The 19,536-nt window shown below is 69.9% G+C and carries 17 protein-coding genes; 13 read left to right on the top strand and 4 right to left on the bottom strand.

Features of this window, described 5'->3' with window-relative positions; all coding sequences use genetic code 11:
* Window positions 1-2: 2 nt before the first annotated feature.
* From HLB44_RS33980 to HLB44_RS33945, 8 genes are read left to right on the top strand one after another with little or no spacing between them, the layout of a single operon-like run.
* Window positions 3-800 carry an enoyl-CoA hydratase gene (locus tag HLB44_RS33980; protein WP_173134411.1) on the top strand — a complete coding sequence of 266 codons (798 nt, stop codon included), beginning with the start codon at window positions 3-5 and terminating at the stop codon, window positions 798-800.
* Entirely contained in the window at window positions 801-2,009 is a 1,209-nt protein-coding gene (locus tag HLB44_RS33975) for a CaiB/BaiF CoA transferase family protein (protein WP_173134409.1), read from the top strand.
* Between the two features lie 19 nt (window positions 2,010-2,028).
* Entirely contained in the window at window positions 2,029-2,538 is a 510-nt protein-coding gene (locus HLB44_RS33970; RefSeq protein ID WP_173134408.1) for a 2,4'-dihydroxyacetophenone dioxygenase family protein, read from the top strand.
* Between the two features lie 21 nt (window positions 2,539-2,559).
* Window positions 2,560-3,741 (top strand): acyl-CoA dehydrogenase family protein, encoded by a 1,182-nt coding sequence (locus HLB44_RS33965; RefSeq protein WP_173134407.1) that lies wholly within the window; start codon window positions 2,560-2,562, stop codon window positions 3,739-3,741.
* Window positions 3,742-3,743: 2 nt separating this feature from the next.
* Window positions 3,744-4,832: an acyl-CoA dehydrogenase family protein gene (locus HLB44_RS33960; RefSeq protein ID WP_173134406.1), complete on the top strand. Its 1,089-nt coding sequence runs from the start codon at window positions 3,744-3,746 to the stop codon at window positions 4,830-4,832.
* Window positions 4,829-5,998: an acyl-CoA dehydrogenase family protein gene (locus tag HLB44_RS33955; protein ID WP_173134405.1), complete on the top strand. Its 1,170-nt coding sequence runs from the start codon at window positions 4,829-4,831 to the stop codon at window positions 5,996-5,998. Before HLB44_RS33960 ends, HLB44_RS33955 begins: the two co-directional genes overlap by 4 nt.
* A 1-nt stretch (window position 5,999) precedes the next feature.
* On the top strand, window positions 6,000-7,127 hold the full coding sequence (locus tag HLB44_RS33950; protein ID WP_173134404.1) for an acyl-CoA dehydrogenase family protein: 1,128 nt from the start codon (window positions 6,000-6,002) through the stop codon (window positions 7,125-7,127).
* Window positions 7,127-7,924 (top strand): DUF2889 domain-containing protein, encoded by a 798-nt coding sequence (locus HLB44_RS33945; protein ID WP_173134403.1) that lies wholly within the window; start codon window positions 7,127-7,129, stop codon window positions 7,922-7,924. The genes HLB44_RS33950 and HLB44_RS33945 overlap by 1 nt, the downstream gene beginning before the upstream one ends.
* Here the strand turns inward: HLB44_RS33945 and HLB44_RS33940 are convergent.
* The 4 genes from HLB44_RS33940 to HLB44_RS33925 are packed head-to-tail and all read right to left on the bottom strand — an operon-like array spanning window position 7,906 to window position 14,549.
* Complete coding sequence (locus HLB44_RS33940; protein ID WP_173134400.1) at window positions 7,906-10,395, bottom strand: efflux RND transporter permease subunit; 2,490 nt, start codon at window positions 10,393-10,395, stop codon at window positions 7,906-7,908. The genes HLB44_RS33945 and HLB44_RS33940 overlap by 19 nt on opposite strands.
* An 18-nt stretch (window positions 10,396-10,413) precedes the next feature.
* The gene (locus HLB44_RS33935) at window positions 10,414-11,505 is read right to left on the bottom strand and encodes a WD40/YVTN/BNR-like repeat-containing protein (protein ID WP_173134396.1); all 1,092 of its coding nucleotides are present in this window, start codon (window positions 11,503-11,505) and stop codon (window positions 10,414-10,416) included.
* 16 nt (window positions 11,506-11,521) lie between these two features.
* Window positions 11,522-12,877, bottom strand: a complete 1,356-nt coding sequence (locus tag HLB44_RS33930; protein ID WP_173134393.1) for a DUF1329 domain-containing protein — start codon at window positions 12,875-12,877, stop codon at window positions 11,522-11,524.
* 13 nt (window positions 12,878-12,890) lie between these two features.
* Window positions 12,891-14,549: a DUF1302 family protein gene (locus HLB44_RS33925; protein ID WP_173134390.1), complete on the bottom strand. Its 1,659-nt coding sequence runs from the start codon at window positions 14,547-14,549 to the stop codon at window positions 12,891-12,893.
* A 303-nt stretch (window positions 14,550-14,852) separates the two neighbouring features.
* Between HLB44_RS33925 and HLB44_RS33920 the strand changes: the two genes are divergently transcribed.
* The 5 genes from HLB44_RS33920 to HLB44_RS33900 all read left to right on the top strand — a co-directional run bounded on the left by HLB44_RS33920 (window position 14,853) and on the right by HLB44_RS33900 (window position 19,535).
* Window positions 14,853-15,572 carry an SDR family oxidoreductase gene (locus HLB44_RS33920; protein ID WP_173134387.1) on the top strand — a complete coding sequence of 240 codons (720 nt, stop codon included), beginning with the start codon at window positions 14,853-14,855 and terminating at the stop codon, window positions 15,570-15,572.
* A gap of 58 nt (window positions 15,573-15,630) precedes the next feature.
* On the top strand, window positions 15,631-16,413 hold the full coding sequence (locus HLB44_RS33915) for an SDR family NAD(P)-dependent oxidoreductase (RefSeq protein ID WP_173134384.1): 783 nt from the start codon (window positions 15,631-15,633) through the stop codon (window positions 16,411-16,413).
* Window positions 16,414-16,654: 241 nt separating this feature from the next.
* Window positions 16,655-17,431, top strand: a complete 777-nt coding sequence (locus tag HLB44_RS33910; RefSeq protein ID WP_246312624.1) for a GntR family transcriptional regulator — start codon at window positions 16,655-16,657, stop codon at window positions 17,429-17,431.
* 97 nt (window positions 17,432-17,528) lie between these two features.
* Window positions 17,529-19,274: a fumarate reductase/succinate dehydrogenase flavoprotein subunit gene (locus HLB44_RS33905; protein ID WP_173134378.1), complete on the top strand. Its 1,746-nt coding sequence runs from the start codon at window positions 17,529-17,531 to the stop codon at window positions 19,272-19,274.
* 27 nt (window positions 19,275-19,301) lie between these two features.
* Complete coding sequence (locus tag HLB44_RS33900) at window positions 19,302-19,535, top strand: 4Fe-4S dicluster domain-containing protein (protein ID WP_173134375.1); 234 nt, start codon at window positions 19,302-19,304, stop codon at window positions 19,533-19,535.
* Window position 19,536 lies beyond the last annotated feature (1 nt).

Raw genomic sequence — 19,536 nt, 5'->3', positions numbered from 1 at the left:
ACATGACCTCCACGACCACCGACAAGATCCTGACCCGCCGCGACGGTGCCGTCGCGCACATCGTCTTCAACAACCCCGACAGGCTCAACGCGATCTCGCTCGAGATGTGGCAGGGCATGGGCGACGCCGTCGAGCGTTTCGAGGCCGACCCGGAGGTGCGCGTGATCGTGCTGTCCGGCGCCGGCGGCAAGGCCTTCGTCGCCGGCGCCGACGTCTCGAAGTACGAGGAAGAGCGCATGGGCGAGGACAGCGCCGAGCACTACGCACGCACCGGCGAGCGCGGCCTGTCGATGCTCTACCACTCCGAGAAGGCGACGATCGCGGCGATCGACGGCTTCTGCATCGGCGGCGGCATCTCGGTGGCCACCTGCTGCGACCTGCGCATCGCGACGCCGAAGTCCACCTTCGCGCAGCCGGCGATGCGCTACGGCATCGGCTACCGCTACAAGAGCCTGCGCCGCGTGACGGACCTGATCGGCCCGGCCGCCACCAAGGAGCTTCTTATTGGCGGCACCACCTTCGACGCCCAGCAGGCGCTGAACAAGGGCCTGGTCGGCCAGGTGCTGCCCGAGGACGGCTTCATGGAGGCCATCACCAAGCTCGCCGACCGCATCGCTGCCGGCGCGCCGCTGACGCTGAAGCAGGTCAAGCACGCGATCGCGCAGATCGTGCGCGACCCGGCCGAGCGCGAGCTGGACCAGTCCGAGGCGCTGTTCCAGGCCTGTTACGCCAGCGCCGATTACCGCGAAGGCATCCGCGCGTTCGCCGAGAAGCGCAAGCCGGTGTTCAAGGGCCTCTGAATGGGTGCGCTGTCCGGCATCAAGGTACTGGATCTCAGCCGCGTGCTGGCCGCGCCCCTGGCGGCACAGACGCTGGCCGACCTGGGCGCCGAGGTGATCAAGATCGAGCGGCCCGGCACGGGTGACGAAGGCCGCACCTACGGCCCGCCGTTCCTGAAGGACCGCGACGGCCACAGCACCGGCACGGCAGCGTTTTTCCTCGCCTGCAACCGCGGCAAGCGCTCGGTCACCGTCGACCACGCGACGCCAGAGGGCCAGGACATCCTGCGGCGTCTTGCGATGCAGAGCGACGTGGTGCTGGAGAACTTTCGCGTCGGCACGCTCGCGAAGTACGGCCTCGACGCCGCGACCTTGCGCGCACTGAACCCGCGATTGGTGTACTGCTCCGTCACCGGCTTCGGCCAGGACGGCCCTTACGCGCAGCGCCCCGGTTACGACGGCGTGTTCCAGGCCATGGGCGGCGTGATGAGCGCCAACGGCCATGCCGACGAGCCGATGAAGATCGGCATCAGCATGGTCGACATCCTCACCGGCCAGAACGCGGCGATCGCGATCCTCGCGGCCCTGTCGCACCGCGACAGGGTGTCCGGCGAGGGCCAGGTCATCGACATGGCGCTGCTCGACAACGGCGTCGCGGCGCTGTCGCACTTCGCGATGAACTACCTGGTGTCCGGCGAGGTGCCGCAGCGGCGCGGCAACGGCGGCTTCGGCGGCGTGCCGTCGCAGGCCTTCGACTGCAGCGACGGGATGATCTTCATCGTCGCCGGCAACAACCGGCAGTTCGGCGCGCTGTGCGCCACGCTCGAGCGCCCGCAGTGGGCCGCCGATTCGCGCTTCGACCATCCGGGCGGGCGCGTCGTGAACCGCGACGCGCTGCTCGCGCTGCTGCGCGAACGCCTGCGCGAGCACCCGCGCGCGCACTGGCTGGCGCTGCTGGACGCGGCCGACGTGCCGGCCGGCCCGGTCAACGAGCTGCCGCAGGTCTTCGAGAACCCGCAGGTGCGGCACCGCGGGCTGCTGATCGAGACCGAGCATCCCCAGGCCGGCACGCTGCCGCTGCTGGCCAGCCCGCTGCGCCTGTCGGCGACACCGGTCACCGACTATCCCGCCCCGCCCACGCTCGGCCAGCACACCCGCGCGGTGCTGCGCGAGCGCCTGGGATTCACCGATGCCGACCTCGACGCGCTCGCCGCGCGCAAGGTCATCTGACAACCGACCGAGACTCGAGATGACCTCCACCGTCCTGCCCCCGCCGCAACCCACCTTCCGCTTCCCGACCGACGGCGTGCCCGAGGCGCTGCACCGCGCCGAGAGCGAGCTGCCCTTCGTCGAGTTCGAGCCCGGCGTCGAGATGCAGGTGATCCAGGTCGACATTCCCACCGGCCTGTGGGTCGTGCGCATGCGCATGCAGCCGGGCGCGACGCTGGCGACGCACAAGCACGCCGGCGAGGTCTATGCGTTCACGCTCAGCGGGTCCTGGCGCTACCTCGAATACGACGCGGTGAACCGCGCCGGCTCCTACCTCTACGAGCCGGCCGGCTCGACGCACACGCTGCACGTGCCGGCCAGCAACACCGAGGTCACCGACGTCTGGTTCGCGATCCGCGGCCCGAACCTGAACCTCGATGCCGAGGGCAAGGTCACGCTGGTGCTCGATGCCGGCCTGGTGCTGAAGGTCTACCGCTCGCGCTGCCGCAAGCTGGGGTTGCCGCAGCCGCGCGTGATCGGGGCGGACTGAGCTGGCAAGCAGGAGCGATTGATGGACCTGCGCTTCAGCGAAGCCGACCATGCCTTCCGCGCCGAAGTGCGGCGCTTCATCGAGACCGAGCTCGACCCGCGGGTGCGGCGTAAGCTGGCCGAGCACCGCGCGCTGACGAAAGCCGAGATCGTCGACTGGCAACGCCGGTTGAATACGCGCGGCTGGGCCACGCCGAGCTGGCCGGTCGAGCATGGCGGACCGGGGTGGAGCGCGGTGCAGCGCTACATCTTCCTCGACGAGCTGCACCAGGCACCGGCACCGGAGCCGCTGTCGTTCAACGTCAACATGATCGGGCCGGTGCTGATCCGCTTCGGCACGCCTGAGCAGCAGCAGCGCTTCCTGCCGCGCATCGCCAACCTCGACGACTGGTGGGCCCAGGGCTTCTCCGAGCCGGGCGCCGGCTCGGACCTGGCGGCGCTGAAGACGCGCGCGGTGCTGTCCGACGATGGCCAGCACTACGTCGTCAGCGGCCAGAAGATCTGGCAGGGCATGGCGCAGCATGCCGACTGGATGTTCACGCTGGTGCGGACAGATCCGGCGAGCAAGCCGCAGGCCGGCATCACGATGCTGCTGATTCCCATGCGCTCACCCGGTGTCACCGTGCGGCCGATCGTCACGCTGGACGGCCGGCACGAGGTGAACGAGGTGTTCCTCGACGAGGTGCGCGTGCCGGTGGACCTGCGCGTTGGCGATGAAAATCGCGGTTGGGACATAACGAAATACCTGCTCGGCCATGAGCGCACCGGCATCGCGCGCATCGGCATGACCAAGCGGCTGATCGCACGCGCGAAGGCGCTGGCCGCGTCGGTGCCCGCCGAGCACGGCACGCTTGCTGATCAAGCGCGCTTTCGCGAGCAGGCGGCGGCCATCGAGATCGAGCTGAAGGCGCTGGAGATCACGCAGCTGCGCCTGCTCGACGCGATGCGCGAGAACGGGCAGGGGCCCGACGTGCGCGCGTCGATCGTCAAGGTCAAGGGCACGGAGCTGCGCCAGGCCGCCAGCGAGCTGCTGCTGCAGGCCGCCGGGCCGCGCGCCTGGCGCTGCGCCGACGAGTTCGACGACGCGGCCGATGCCGACACGACCATCGCCGCCACCTACTTCACGCTGCGCGCGGCCTCGATCTACGGCGGCAGCAACGAGGTGCAGAAGAACATCCTCGCGAAGCACCTGCTGCAAGGCTGACCATGGACTTTTCGCTCGACGACGATCAACGCCTGCTGCAGGACACGGTGCAGCGGCTGGTGGCGAAGGACTACCGCTTCGAGCAGCGCCGCGCGTATGCCGCGGAGCCGGAGGGATTCAGCCGTGCGCTGTGGGCGCAGGCGGCGGACATCGGCCTGCTCGGGCTCGCCTACCCCGAGGCCGACGGCGGCTCGGGCCGCGGCGCGGTCGACGTGATGCTGGTGATGCAGGCCCTCGGCCGCGCGCTGCCGCTCGACCCCTTCCTGCCGACGATGGTGCTGGGCGCGGCGGCGCTGCGGCATGCAGATGCTGCGCAGCGCACGCGCCGGATCGCTGCCGTCGCCGCCGGCGATTGCGTGCTGGCCTGGGCCGGGTACGGCTGCCGTGCGCGGCCGCAGGGCGGCGGCTGGCGCCTGGACGGCAGCGCCGACGCGGTGCTGCACGGCGACAGCGCCGATGCGCTGCTGGTCGCCGCGCGAGTCGAGGCCGGCAGCGATGCGCTGTTCATCGTCGACGCCCGCAGCGTCGGCATCACGCGCGCAGCCTGGCGCACGCACGACGGCCGGCGGGCCGCGGACATCGGATTCGACGGCGTCGTGGTGCCGGACGATGCGCGGCTCGGCGCGTCGGAAGTGGTCGACGCGGTGCGGCAAGCCGGCATCGCCGCGCTGGCGGCCGAAGCCGTCGGCGCGATGGAGCTGGCGCTGGAGCTGACCGTGGAACACCTGAAGACGCGCGTGCAGTTCGGCGCCCCGCTGGCACGCCAGCAGGCGCTGCAGCACCGCGTGGCAGAGATGCTGATCAACCTCGAGCAGACCCGCAGCATGGCGATGTACGCGGCGCTGATGCTGGATGAGCCCGACGCCGCCGGGCGCGCGACCGCCCTGTCGGCCGTGAAGGTGCAGGTCGGGCGCGCCGCGCGTTTCGTCGGCCAGCAGGCGGTGCAGCTGCACGGCGGCATCGGCGTCACCGACGAGTGCGCGGTCGGCCACGTGCTCAAGCGCCTGACGCTGCTGGAGGCCGAGTTCGGCGGTAGCGACCAGCACCTCGCAGCGGTGGCGCGCGCCGGTGGATTCGTGGAGGCCGCATGAACTTCGCACCCGACACCGCGGCCGAAGCCTTCCGCGCCGAGGTGCGCGCCTTCCTGCGCGAGCACCTGCCCCCGGAGATGGCCGCGCGCACACTGCGCGGCTACCACGCCAGCCGGGACGACATGCTCGGCTGGACGCGCATCCTGCATGCGCGCGGCTGGTCGGCGCCGCACTGGCCGCGCGAGCATGGCGGCCCGGGCTGGTCGCCGCTGCAGCGCCACCTGTTCGAGGAAGAGTGTGCGCTCGCCGGCGCGCCGCCGACCTGCGCGTCGGCCTTGATGCTGGTGGCGCCGGTGATCTACAGCTTCGGCACGGCCGCGCAGATCGAACGTTATCTGCCACCGATCCTGCGCGGCGACACCTGGTGGGGCCAGGGCTTCTCGGAGCCGAACGCCGGGTCGGACCTGGCGTCGCTGAAGACACGTGCGGTGAGGGACGGCGACCACTACATCGTCAACGGCCAGAAGACCTGGACCACCGAAGGCCACTACGCCGACTGGCTGTTCTGCCTCGTGCGCACCGATACCGAGTCAAAGCCGCAGCGCGGCATCAGCTTCCTGCTGATCGACGCCCGCTCGCCCGGCGTCACGCTGCGGCCGATCATCTCGATCGACGGCGCGCACAGCCTCAACGAGGTGTTCTTCGACGACGTGTGGGTACCGGTGGACCAGCGCGTCGGCGACGAAGGGCAGGGCTGGCAGTGCGCCAAGTTCCTGCTCGACAACGAGCGCGCGTTCAGCGCCGAGGTGCCGCGCAACAAGCGCATGCTGGCGCGGTTGAAGGCGCTGGCCGCGACGCTGGCGCCCGACGCCGCCTTCGCGCGCCGCATCGCCGAGGTCGAGGCCGAGCTCGCCGCGCTGGAGATGCTGACGCTGCGCGCGCTGGCCGAGCAGGGCAACGAACGCGCCACCGCGTGGCCGGCCGGCTCGATCCTGCACGTGCTGGGCTCCGAGCTGCAGCAGAAGATCGGCGCGCTGCAGGTGCAGGCGCTGGCCGAGCGGGGGATCGTCGACTACCCGGAGGACGCGCCCGCCGGCACGCTGCCCGGTCCCGAGCAGGCGCCGGGCATCACCGCCGACTTCCTCTACCGGCGCGCCGTGACGATCTACGGCGGCAGCAACGAGATCCAGCGCAACCTGATCGCGCGCCATTGGCTCGGGGCCTGACATGCAGTTCGAACTGACCGAAGACCAGGCGCTGCTGCGCGACAGCGTCGAGCGCTGCCTGGACGAGACCTACACCTTCGAGGCGCGGCGAGGCATCGTTGCAGCCGGCGGCTTCGATGCGGCGCAGTGGCGCCGCTTCGGCGCGATGGGATGGCTCGGCACCGCGCTGCCCGATGCGCTGGGCGGCATCGATGGTGGCGCCGAGGAGCTGGCGCTGCTGCACGAGCGCCTGGGTCGCGCGCTGGTCGTGGAGCCGGTGGCGTCCATCGCCACGCTGGCCGCTCAGATCGTGCGTCATGCCGATCCCGCGCGCGCCCGCGAGCTGCTGCCCGCGCTGAGCGCCGGCGATCGTCTGCTGGTGGCAGCGCACCATGAGGCGGGCGCGGCAGGGCGGCTGGCGCGGGTGGCGACGCGCGCCGAGCGGGTGCCGGGCGGCGTGCGGCTGTCGGGCCACAAGGTCTTGCTGCCGGGCGGCCCGCAGGCCGAGAGCTTCGTCGTGACGGCCCGCGAAGGCGGCGGCCACGACGACGAGCGCGGCCTGTCGCTCTTCCTGGTGCCGGCGCAAGCGGCCGGCCTGCATCGTCACGACTACCGGCTGATCGACGGCAGCACGGCCTGCGATCTGCAGCTCGATGGTCTGCTGCTCGACACCACCGCTCGCCTCGGCGCGCCGAACGAGGCCTTCGCGGCGCTGGACGATGCGCACGCGCTGGCCACCGTGGCCGCGATCGCCGAGGCGCTCGGCGTGATGGACCGCGCGTTGCACACCACGCGTGACTACCTGCTCGAGCGGCGCCAGTTCGGCGTCGCGATCGCCAGCTTCCAGGCGCTGCGGCATCGCCTGGCGGACATGGCGATCGCGGTCGAGCAGTCGCACGCGATGCTGCAGCAGGCGCTGCATGCGCTGCACGAGCCCGACCGTGCGCAGCGCCGGCGCGCGCTGGCGCTGGCGAAGGCGCTGGCCGGACGCAACGGGCGCTTCGTCGGCGCGCAGGCGATCCAGCTGCACGGCGGCATCGGCATGACCGACGAATACCAGATCGGCCACTGCTTCAAGCGGCTGATGGTGCTGGACCAGTGGCTCGGCGATGCCGAGACGCTGTGGGGCGCTGCGGCAGGGGTCGCGTGATGACGCATCGGGCGATCGCCTACTTTCCGCTGGACCACTATCAGCGCCCCGGCACCTACCGGCGCCGCCTGCGCATCCGCACCGGTGCGGACTGGGCGCGCGCCGACCTGGAGGACGACCCGCATCGCTACGGCCTGACGCTGCGCCATGACGGCACGCGCATCAGCGCGATCGAGGGCCGCGCGCTGCGCACGCCGTGGAGCGCCTGCGGCGAGGCGGTGGCAGTGCTCGATCGGCTGATCGGCATGGAGCTGTCGCCGGACCCGCAGCAGGTCTACCGCCAGGTCAACGGCCGCGCACAGTGCACCCACCTGCTCGACCTGGCCGGGCTGGCGGCATCGCATGCGGCGCGCGGCATCGCGCAGCGCGACTACGACGCCGAGGCGCCTTGCCTCGATCCGGACGCGCGCCGCGATGCGGTTCTGCACACCGACGGCCGCGAGACGCTGCGCTGGACGCTCGAGCGCAACGCCATCATCGCGCCCGCGCCTTTTGCGGGTCAGGATCTGGCGGCGCTGATGCCGTGGGCCAAGGCCTGCATCGTCGATCGCGACCTGTTCGAGGCGGTGTGGGTGCTGCGGCGCGCGCTGTTCGTCTCGGGCAACCGCTTCCACGACCTGGATGCCATGGCGCGCGCCACCGACACCGGGCATGTGCTGGGCACCTGCCACGTGTACGCCGATGGCGTCGCCGGACGTGCGCTGCGCGCCTTCGGCTCGACGCGCGACTTCAGTGATCCGGGGGTGCCGATGCTGGCCGACCTGGAAGCCACGCCGGGTCAGGCCGCCGCGCGCTGATCGGCCGCGCGCGGCGGCGGATCGTCGTTTGCCGGCGTCGCCGGCGCCGAGGGGCCGGCGAGCGCGCCGTCGGCCGTCTCGACGCGGTGCTGCCGCGGGTTCAGCAGGAAGTGCGACAGGGCCGGGATCAGCACCAGCGCGCCGACCATGTTCCACAGGAACATGAAGGCCAGCAGGATGCCCATGTCGGCCTGGAACTTGATGGGCGAGAAGGCCCAGGTGATGACGCCGGCGGCCATCGTCAGCCCGACGAAGGCGACCACCTTGCCGGTGAAGGCCAGCGACGCGGCATAGGCCTCGGCCAGGCTGCGGCCCTGGCGCTGGCAGTGCAGCTGGATCGACAGCAGGTACAGCGCGTAGTCGACGCCGACGCCCACGCCCAGCGCCACCACCGGCAAGGTGGCCACCTTGATGCCGATGCCCAGCAGCACCATGATCGCCTCGCACAGCAGCGAGGTGATCAAGAGCGGAATCACCGCGACGACCACCGCGCGCCACGAGCGGAAGGTGACGAAGCACAGCGCCACCACCGCCAGGTACAGCAGCAGGTGCATGCGGTACAGCGATTCGCGCACGACGACGTTGGTCACCGCCTCGATGCCGGCCGAGCCGGCGGCCGGCAGGAAGGCGACGCCCGGGCGGTCGTGCGCCAGCGCGAAGGTCTCGGCCACTGTCAGCACGCGCGCCAGCGTGTCGGCCTTGTGGTCGGCCAGGTAGGCCACCACCGGGAACACCGCGCAACTGGGATTCATCGTGTCCGGGTTGTCCTGCAGCACCCGGGCCGAGGTGTAGCCGCGCGAGCCGTCGTCGCGGGCGACCGTTTCCCACTTGAAATAACCTTCACGCGTAGCGGCCTGCACGCGCTTGATCTGCTCGGCGAACGAGGCCACGGCCTTGACGCCGGGCACATGCTCGAGCTCCCAGCCCAGGCGGTCGGCATCCACCAGCACCGCGTGGCCGTCGCACTGCGACGGCGGCGTCTTCACCATCACCGCGAACTGGTCGCTCGACAGCCCGTAGTGACGCGTGATGTACGCGTTGTCGAGGTTGTAGCGCGAGTCGGGCCGCAGCTCGGGCGCGCCGGCGTCGAGGTCGCCGAACTTCAGCTGCGCGCGCAGCGCGAAGGCGCCCGTCACCAGCAGCAGCGATGCGGCGATCGCGCCGAGCGCGGCGCGCCGGCCGGTCAGCGCGACCAACGCTTGCCAGATCCGCGCCGTCGGGCGGCCGTCCGCGTCCTGCTGCAGCGTGCGCGCCGCCGCGCGCGCGCTGACGCCGGTGTACGACAGCAGCACCGGGATCAGCACGAGCTTGGTGAAGATCAGCCCGGTGACGCCGAGGCTGGTCATCAGTGCCAGATCGCGGATCACCGGGATGTCGATCAGCATCAGTACCAGGAAGCCGACGACGTTGGTCAGCAGCGCGGTCAGGCCGGCGACGAAGAGGCGCCGGAACGTGTAGCGCGCGGCGACGTACTTGTGCGTGCCGCGCGCGACGTCTTGCATGATGCCGTTCATCTTCTGCGCGCCGTGCGACAGACCGATCGCGAACAGCAGGAAGGGCACCAGCACCGAGTAGGGGTCGAGCGCGCGGCCGAGCAGGCGCATGCAGCCGAGCAGCCACACGACGCCCAGCAGCGCCACCGCCACCAGCACCGTGGTGCTGCGCCAGCAGCGCGTGTACAGGCCCATCAGCAGCGCCGCGATGGTCACGGACAAGACGAAATAGCCGAGCACCGCACGCAGGCCCTCGATCAGGTCGCCCATCAGCTTGCCGAAGCCGACGATGTAGATGCGGACCTTCGGATGGCCGGCCTCGCGCACCTTGGATTCCAGCGTGCGCGACAGCGCCAGGTAGTCGATCGGCTGCCCGCTGTCGGCATAGCGGTCGAGCAGCGGCACGACGATCAGGCTGCTCTTGAAGTCGGTGGCCACGATGCGGCCGACCGCACCGGACAGCGCGAGGTTGCGGCGGAGCTCCTCGATCTTGGGCGGCGAGCCGTCGAAGCGCTCGGGCATCACCGGACCGCCGCGCATGCCGTCCTCGGTGACCTCGCTCCAGCGCAGCAACGGTGTCCACAGCGACTTGATCCACGGCCGGTCGACGCCCGGCGTCAGGTAGATCGCATCGTTGACGGCCGCCAGCGTCTTGAGGTACTGGGTGTCGAAGATGTCGCCGTCGGTGTTCTCGACCACCACGCGCAGCTGGTTGCCCAGGCCGCGCAGGCCATCGCGGTTGTCGAGGAAGTTGCGGATGTAGGGGTGAGACGCCGGCAGCATGCGCTCGAAGCTGGCGCTGACCTCGAGCTTCGTGGCCTGCCAGCCGAACAGTGCCGAGACCAGCGCGAACAGCAGCAGCAGCAGGCCGCGGTGGTTGAAGATCAGGCGCTCGAAGGCATTGCCCGACGTGTCGTCGAAGGCCTCGCGGGTGGGCACGACCGGGAAGCGGTCGGTGTCGTCGGATGCTGGGGCCATGGAGGTTTCGAGGAGAGGTCAGGGGGCCGGTGTGGCCAGTTCGAGCGCGCGCACGCCCTCGCGCGTGCCCAGCGCCAGGCGGCGCGGGCCCAGCGGCAGCAGTGCGTAGCCGGCGGCCGGCGCATCGGCGCCGCGCGGCTGCCGCGCCAGCGCGCCGTCGCGGCTTCCTAACAGCAGAAGACCGCGGCCAGTGAGCAGCGCCACGCCACCGTCCGGACGCAGCAGGCCGCCGTTGATCGCCTGGTCGGTGCCGGTGTCGAGGCGGCGCCAGTGTGCGCCGCCGTCGTCGCTGCGCCAGGCGTTGCCGCGCAGGCCGTAGAGGAGCACGCTGGACTGGGAAACGTCCAGCCCGAACCACGAGCCCTTGTACGGCGACGCGATGCGCTCGAAGCGGTCGGCGGCGCCGGCGCCGCCGCGCACCAGCCGCAGCACCAGGCCAAGCTCGCCGGCGATCCACACTTGGCTGGCGTCGCCGGCGATGGCGTGCAGCGAATAGGTGTCTGGGTTGTCGGTGCGCTCGAGCCAGGGCTGCCAGCTCGCGCCACCGTCGCTGGTGTGCAGCAGCAGGTTGAACTGGCCGGCGGCGAAGCCTTCGCGTTCATCGCGGAACCACACTGTCAGCAGCGACAGCGCGGCCCCACCGCCGGCGGCCTTGCGCGCTTCGTCGAGCGCGCGCTGCACGGCTTCGCCGGGTTGCGCGGCGGCGAGCTTTTCGTAGTGCGCGACCATCAGCTTGCCGAGGCCGTGGCCGTCGAGGCGCTTGTGCCAGCTCGCGCCGGCGTCGGTGCTGTGCAGCATCACGCCATCGTGGCCCACCGCCCAGGCCGCGCGCGGCCCGGCGAAGGCCACCGCGACCAGGTCCGACGACACGGGGCTCGGCACCTGCTGCCAGCTGCGGCCGGTGTCGGTGCTGCGCAGGATGTGGCCGCGCGGCCCGACGCCCAGCGTGACGCCCGCGCTTTCGGCCAGCGCGAACACCGGCGCGCCCAGTGCGCGCTCGGTCAGCCGCGCCGGCGTGGCGATCGGGTCGGCGAAGTCGGCGGCGAAGGCCGCGAACGTCGCCGCGCAGATCGTCGCCGCCGTGAGCTGCGCGACGTGTCTGCCCGTCAAGCGTGGGACCACCATGTCAACGTTGCGTACGCCGGGCCAGACCCTCGGCCGAGTAGAAGCGGTCGATCTCGACCTGGTCGGTCTCGATCAGGATGCCCTTGCTGCCACCGTAGATCGACGGGTAGTAGTTGACGTTGGTCGCGAAGTCGATCTGCCAGCTCGAGGTGCCGAACGGGATCTGCTTGTCGTACAGCTGCATCATGAACTGCCAGTAGCCGCGCGAGATCTTGCCGGCGTTGTCGAAGCCGTCGTACATGCCGGCGCTGAACGAATCCTCGTCGAGGTAGAAGCGCTTCTTGGCCACCACGTGGCGCGCGCCGTTCTTGAGCGTTCCCTCGACCACCCACAGGCGGTGCAGCTCCCAGCGCAGCACGTCCGGGTTGATGTGCTGCTTGGCCAGCACCTCGCTCGGCTTGCTGTTGTAGAAGCGGTAGGTGTTGTAGGGCACCAGCATCTCGCGCTGGCCCAGCAGCTTCCAGTCGTAGCGGTCGAGGCGGCCCGAGAACATGAAGATCTCGTCGTAGTTGGCCACGCCGCCGGAGCTGGCGATCGGGAAGTCGTAGGCCGCGTCGGGCGACAGGCGCACGCGGCGCTGGCCGGGCGAGTAGTTCCAGGTCTTGTCGGGGTTCGCGATCGGGTTGGCCCACTTGCGCAGCAGGTTGCCTTCGCCGGCGATGCGCGCCGGCGCGGAGTAGATATTGCTGTTGTTGAAGTAGGGGCCGCCGGCCTTGTAGAAGGCCTCGGGCGTCAGGTCCTTGTCGTAGTACGGGCTGTCGCCGCGGTTCGAGATGGCATTGACCAGCACCTGGTTGCCGGTGGCGTCGCTGTACCAGCCTTCGGCGGAATACCAGGCCGACTTGCCCTTGTAGTTCAGCATCAGGTTCCACATCAGCTCGTTGCCGTTCTTCGGCACCGGGAACGGCGTGCCGCCGAAGCAGCCTTCGATCGCCTCGCCGTTCTCGATCAGCTTGCAGCGGCCGGCGGCGTTCTTCTTCATGTTCTCCACCACCCAGTCCGGGAAGGCGGCGCTGCGGCGCGTCGGATAGACGTCGAGCTTGAAGCTCGGGAAGCGCTTGAGCATCTCCTTCGTGCCGTCGCTCAGCTTGTCGGCGTACTGGTCGGCGTTCTTGCCGGTCACCGTGTACAGCGGCTTGTCGCTGGCGAAAGGGTCGGCCCAGAAGCCCGAGTCCTTCTTGAAGCCCGGCGGGTTGGTGTTGGTGGGCAGCCCGCCGGCATAGGCCGGAATGCTGCCTTCCTTGTTGCCCGCCTTCAGCGCGCCCCAGGGCAGGCGTTCGCCTTCTTGTGCGTGGACGCCGGAGACAGCCCCGATGAGGGCCGCCGCAGCGGCCGCGATGATCGCCTTGTTCAGCATGGTGGCAGCCTCTTCAGAATGCGGTTTGGTAGGTGAAGGAAACGTAGTTGCGGTCGCGGAAGTTCGCGAGGCCGGTGTGCGTGAGCGCAGTCTGCCCCGGCAGCACGCCGGTCGGGCCGCCGCGCGTGGTGTAGGCCAGGTCGAACTGGTGCTTCATCCGGCCGATCACCCATTCGAGCCGCGCGCCGCCCTTGAAGAGGTAGGACTTCTCCGGAACCATCGAGGTGTTCTGCGCCGCGGCCACACCCTTCAGCCCGTAAAGTGCCACGAGCGGCATCGAGATGTCCATGCTCGGGAATACCTGCTGCCAGGTCGGGGTGAAGACCGCGCCGATGCTGAGCGCGTCCTTCGTCGAGCAGCCGCGCAGCACTTCGTTGTCGACGCAGCGGTTGGCCACGCCGCTGGCGGCGCCATTGAACATCGCGGCGTTCTTCGTGATCTTCTCGAGGCGCGTGTAGTCGAGCTGCAGCACGATCACGCCCGAGTCGAAGAGCGGGTTCTTGTTCAGCGTGCGCACGCCGCTCACCAGCGCGTGCCAGGTGTCGCCGCGCGCGCCTTCGAGCGTCGGGTCGTTGACGGTCGCGCGCGGAATGCTGCCGTAGAGGCCCGTGGTGTTCAACGGCATGTTGCGGCGGCGGTTCAGCTCGAAGCCGGTGGACCACGAGGCGAGCACGCCGTTGTAGGCCACGCCGATCAGCTCGATGTCCTTCGCGTAGACCGCGCGCGCCGTGCCCTGCGGCAGCGTGACGCCCGGCGCCGGGCTGATGAAGGCGGTGGCGTAGATCTGGTTCGGCCAGCTCGGGTTCTTGTCGTCGAACTTCCGGTACCAGGCGCTGAAGGCGCCATCGGACCAGGGCGGCGTCCACTTCAGGCCGACACCGATGTCGCCCTTCTCGCCCTCGAACGCGTCGATGCGCCGCACCGTGCCGGGCACGACGAAGCCCGGGCCGCGCAGCACCGTGTCGCCCTGCGCATTGAAGAAGGTGCCGCCTTCGGAGATGCGCGAGGAGCGGAACTCGAGCGTGGTCTGGCCGAGCAGCGTCAGCTCGGGGCTCAACTGCCAGGTGGCGGCCAGCTGCGCGATCGGCAGCGCGGTTTCCTTGGCCGACGCGCCGGGGCTCAAGTCACCCTTCTGGCCATCGGCCGGCGCCATCGAATACGACAGGCCGTTGCCGTTGGACATCAGGAACTCGCCCGGCAACCAGGCCAGGCGGCCGGCCTTCAGGTTCAGCTCGGTGCTGCCGAGCTTGAAGTTGCCCCAGGCGAAGGCATCGAGGAACTCGGCGCTCGGGCCCTGGTAGTAGCGCTTGACGTAGCCGTTGAACTCATTGCCCGGGTAGCTCGAGCTGGTGACCACGTTCGGATTGCGGTCGGGGAAGTTGTGGTCGTACCAGGCCGAGGCGCTGATGCGCAGCCCGAGGTTGCCCTTGTACGCGAGGTCGAACTCCGAATAGAGGTCGAGCCGCGACAGCGCGAGCTCGTTCTTGTCGAACAGCGAATCGCCGCCGCCGATGCCGAACTTGCGCATCAGCGCCGGCTCCTGGTCCTTGGTGCGCATCGCCGCGTTGTAGCGCACGGTGGTGTCCAGCGACAGGGCCAGGTCGGTCGATCCGGCGTCGATCTTGAAGGCCAGCGCCGGCAGGCACAGTCCGGCGAGCGACAAGGTGCCCACGGCGCGCCGCCAGGGGCGCGGCGTCGGGGTGCCTGTCAGGGGGGGGCGGTGTCTGCTCACGCGTTGTCTCCAGTGGTTTGAATCATGCAGCCACTCGGGTGCGCCGCTTGCGCAGCACTGCAGCAAGGCCTCCGAGATAGTTAGCTAAGTTATCGTAGTGATATAAGGTGCTCAATGGGGTTTGTACTGAATCGCAGCAACATAGATAACTACGTAGACTAGGTAATGATGCCCCCAAGCTCACTTCGTTCGCTGCCCCCCCCCGGGGGCGCTCAGGACCTTCGGAACGGCCGGGCGGTCCTGATGGATCGGCGCACGGTGTTCGTGGTCAATGGCGGCGTGAACGTCGGCTCGGCGCTGGCGCGTGGGCTGGCAGCGCGCGGCCACCGCGTGGCGCTGCTCGACGATGGTGGCGCCGAGGCGCCGGCCGGCGTCGAGCGCGTGCCTTGCAGCTTCGGTACGCGCGCGGTGCTGGAAGCGGCCTTCGTCGAGGCCGTGGCGCGCTGCGGGCCGCCGGACCAGGTGGCGGTGAGCGTGCTGCCGATGGCGGCGCTGCAGGCCCGAGAGATTCAATCGCTGGACCTGAAGCAATGGCATGCGACCTGTCGCGAGGCGATCAAGGCGCTGATGCACGTGCTGCAGGCGGCCTTCACGCAGCTGGGCGAACGCGGCGGCTCGGTGGTCGCGCTGGGGCCGGCGCTGTCGCTGCCCGGTGCCGGGCAGCTGGTCGCGCTGTCGGCGGCGGTCGAGGGCCAGCGCGGGCTGGTGAAGTCCGCGGCGCGCCAGTGGGGCCGGCGCGGCCTCACGGTGAACTGGGTCGCGGCGGCGCCGCGTGCGCTGTCGCCGCTGTTCGAGACCTTGCCGCTGCCGGTCAAGCCCGACGCGGTGATGGTCGCGCTCGGCCGCGGGCCGGCGCTCGATGAAGGTCTCGCTGGCGTGGTCGACTACCTCGGCAGCCCGGACGGGCGCGCGCTGACCGGCGCCACGCTGATGGCCGATGGCGGCGAATGGATGGTGCCGTGAGCCGCCGGGCCGTTCCCAAGGCGAACACACCGGAGGCCGCCAGGCCGGAGGTTGCCCTATGAGCAAGACGATGTTTTCGCTGCTGCAGGGCCGCACGGCGCTGGTCACCGGCGCCGGCGGCGGCATCGGGCGCGGCCTGGCACTGGCGCTGGCCGGCGCGGGCGCGAACGTGGTGATCGCCGCGCGGCGCGCCGAGACCGGGGACGAGACACGTGCGCTGATCGAGGCCGAGGGTGGCCGCGCGATCTGCTGCGCCGGCGACGTGGCCGAGCGCGCGGCGGTGCAGCGCGCGGTCGATGCGGCGCTGCAGCACTTCGGCGGGCTCGACATCGTCGTGCACAACGCATCGAGCGGCCTGTCCGGCCAGCCCATGCCGTGCGAGGACATCACCGACGCCGGGTTCGACGAGCAATGCGGCGTGGCGCTCGACGCGGCGTTCCACCTGGCGCAGGCCGCGTTCGAGCCGCTCCACGCAAGCGGCCGCGGCCGCTTCATCATCCTGAGCTCGGCGCAGGCGCTGCACGGCGGCGCAATGAACCCGGTGTATGCCGCGGTGAAGAACGCGCAGCGCGGCATGGCCAAGGCGCTGGCGCGCGAATGGGGGCCGCACGGCATCACCGTCAACGCCATCGCGCCGGCGGCCGGCACCGATGCGACCGAGGCCTACTTCGAGCGCAACCCGCAGGTCCGCGACCAGCTGCTCGGCAGCATCGCGCTGCGCCGCATGGGCGACATGCGCGAGGACATCGGCGGCGCGGTGGTCGCGCTGTGCAGCGACCTGATGCGCTTCGTCACCGGGCAGATCATTCCGGTGGACGGCGGGGCGTACACGGCGCTGTAGCCTCTACGACCATGCTGCGACGGCGCAGCGGGCCAGCGCCGCACCAACGCAAGTTGCGCGCCCTGACGCGAGATCGACCTGAGTTGCACCAGCGGCGCGCACACGCGCCCTGCAATGGCTCCCTGAACCACGATTGAGCGGTGATTCCGCCTGGCACGGCGCATGCTTGTCATGACTCGTCATAACGAGTTGCACCGCGATGGCCACGTCACCCAAGCCCGCCGGCGCGAGGATCCTTCCCTTGCATCCCGCATCCGCGCCTGACCTCGCCGCCGACCTGGCCGCGCAATCGCCGGGCCCGTTGTATGCGCAGATCAAGCAGCTGCTGCGCGAACGCATCCTCGACGGCAGCTACCAGCCGCACCAGCAGATGCCCTCCGAGGCCGAGATGATGACCCGCTTCGGGGTCAGCCGCATCACGGTTCGCCTGGCGCTGGCCGATCTGCAGAACGAAGGCCTGATCTTCAAGCTGCACGGCAAGGGCAGCTTCGTCTCGAAGCCGAAGGCCTTCCAGGACCTGGGCCGGCTGCAAGGTTTCGGCGAGGCGATGCGCGAGCGCGGCTACGAAAGCTTCAACCGCGTGCTGTCGATCGAGCGGATCACCCCGCCTCAGGCCGTGGCCGAGCGCCTGCAGATCCCGAAGCGCGGCAAGGCCACCGAGCTGAAGCGGCTGCGCTTCCTGAACCGCGAGCCGATCTCGCTCGACGTGAGCTACCTGCCGCTGCACATCGGCCAGCGCCTGGCGAAGGAAGACCTGGCGACGCGCGACGTCTTCGTGATCCTCGAGAACGACTACGGCCTCGCGCTCGGCCATGCCGACCTGCAGATCGGCTCGACGCTGGCCGACGAGGCGCTCGCCGCGCAGCTGCGCGTCGAGGAGGGCGCGCCGGTACTGCAGATCGAGCGCACCACCCACCTGGCCGACGGCACGCCGATCGACCACGAGCACCTCTTCTACCGCGGCGATGCCTTCCAGTACAAGGTGCGCGTCGATCGCAGCGCGCTGCCTCGCAAATGACGCGGCCAATCGTCGCCCACATGCGGTGGCCGCAGAAGCATCGGCGTTTCGCTTCGTTGGCGAAGCTGCCCAGCCCTCACACACTGCCGGAGGAATGATGAACACGATCGAACTGGAGTACGACCTCGTCGTCGTAGGGGGTGGCACGGGTGGCCCGATGGCCGCGGTCAAGGCGAAGGAGGCGAATCCGAAGCTGCGCGTGCTGTTGCTCGACAAGGCCCATGTCAAGCGCAGCGGCGCGATCTCGATGGGCATGGACGGGCTCAACAATGCCGTGATCCCCGGCCACGCGACGCCCGAGCAATACACCAAGGAAATCACCGTCGCCAACGACGGCATCGTCGACCAGCAGGGCGTCTACGCCTACGCGTCGAACAGCTTCGCAATGATCCAGGAGCTCGACCGCTGGGGCGTCAAGTTCGAGAAGGACGAGACCGGCGACTACGCGGTGCGCAAGGTGCACCACCTCGGCAGCTACGTGCTGCCGATGCCCGAAGGCCACCACATGAAGCGGGTGCTCTATCGGCAATTGAAGCGCGCCCGCGTCGAGATCACCAACCGCGTCGTCGCGACGCGGCTGATCACCGGCGTCGACGGCGAGATCGCCGGGGTGATGGGCTTCGACTGCCGCACGGCCGACTTCTACGTCATCCGCGCGCGCGCCGTCGTGTTGTGCACCGGCGCGGCGGGCCGGCTCGGATTGCCGGCGTCGGGCTACCTGTTCGGCACCTACGAAAACCCGACCAACTGCGGCGAAGGCCATGTGATGGCCTACCACGCCGGCGCCGAGCTGACGAACCTGGAGTGCTTCCAGATCAACCCGCTGATCAAGGACTACAACGGCCCGGCCTGCGCCTACGTGACCGGTCCGTTCGGCGGCTACACCGCCAATGCGCGCGGCGAGCGCTTCATCGAATGCGACTACTGGAGCGGCCAGATGATGCTCGAGTTCTTCAACGAGCTCGAAGGCGGCCGCGGCCCGGTGTTCCTGAAGCTCGACCACCTGGCCGAAGAGACCATCGGCGAGATCGAGCACATCCTGCACACGAACGAGCGGCCCAGCCGCGGCCGTTTCCACGAGCAGCGCGGCACTGACTACCGCAAGCGCATGGTCGAGATGCACATCTCGGAGATCGGCTTCTGCTCGGGGCACAGCGCGTCGGGCATCTGGACCAACCACCGCGGCGAATGCTCGATCCCCGGGCTGTATGCGGCCGGCGACTGCGCCAGCATTCCGCACAACTACATGCTCGGCGCCTTCGTCTACGGCAAGTTCTGCGGCGAGAACGCGGCGCAGTACCTGGCCGATGCCGCGGCGCCGCAGGTCGACAGCGCGCGCATCGACGCCGAGCGCGCGCGCATCGAGGCGCCATTGAAGCGCAGCGAAGGCCTGACGCCGTTCCAGGTCGAATACAAGACGCGCCGCATCGTCAACGACTACCTGCAGCCGCCGAAGGTCACGCGCAAGATGCAGATCGCGCTCGAGCGCTTCGACGAGATCCGCGGCGACCTCGATCAATTGAGCGCCGCCGACCCGCACGAACTGATGCGCGCGATGGAAGCGCATGCGATCCGCGATTGCGCCGAGCTCGCAGCGCGCGCCTCGCTGTTCCGCACCGAGAGCCGCTGGGGCCTCTATCACCTCTGCGTCGACCACCCGGAGAAGAACGATGCCGAGTGGTTCTGCCACACCAATGTGCGGGGGAATGACGAAGGCCGGCCCGTTTTTCGCAAGCGTGCGGTCGAGCCCTATGTCGTCGAGCTCAACGACGAGGAGCGCACCGCCTACCAGCGCCTGCGCGTCGCCGGCGCCGCGCTGAACCGCCCGGCGCAGGCCGCCTGATCCATAGCCCCGCGAGAGAGGACCGCCATGACCATCGCCCTCACCCGTACCCAGGCGCCGGTTGTCGTCGACGAGGACAAATGCATCGCCGACAAGGGCTGCACCGTCTGCGTCGACGTCTGCCCGCTCGACGTGCTGGCCATCGACCTGGTGAAGAACAAGGCCTTCATGAAGTTCGACGAATGCTGGTACTGCATGCCCTGCGAGAAGGACTGCCCCACCGGCGCGGTGCACGTGAACATCCCCTACCTGGTGCGTTGAC

Source organism: Pseudaquabacterium terrae, from assembly GCF_013266755.1.
GTDB classification, from domain to species: Bacteria; Pseudomonadota; Gammaproteobacteria; order Burkholderiales; family Burkholderiaceae_C; genus Pseudaquabacterium; species Pseudaquabacterium terrae.
This window is presented reverse-complemented; position numbering and strand designations above follow the sequence as displayed.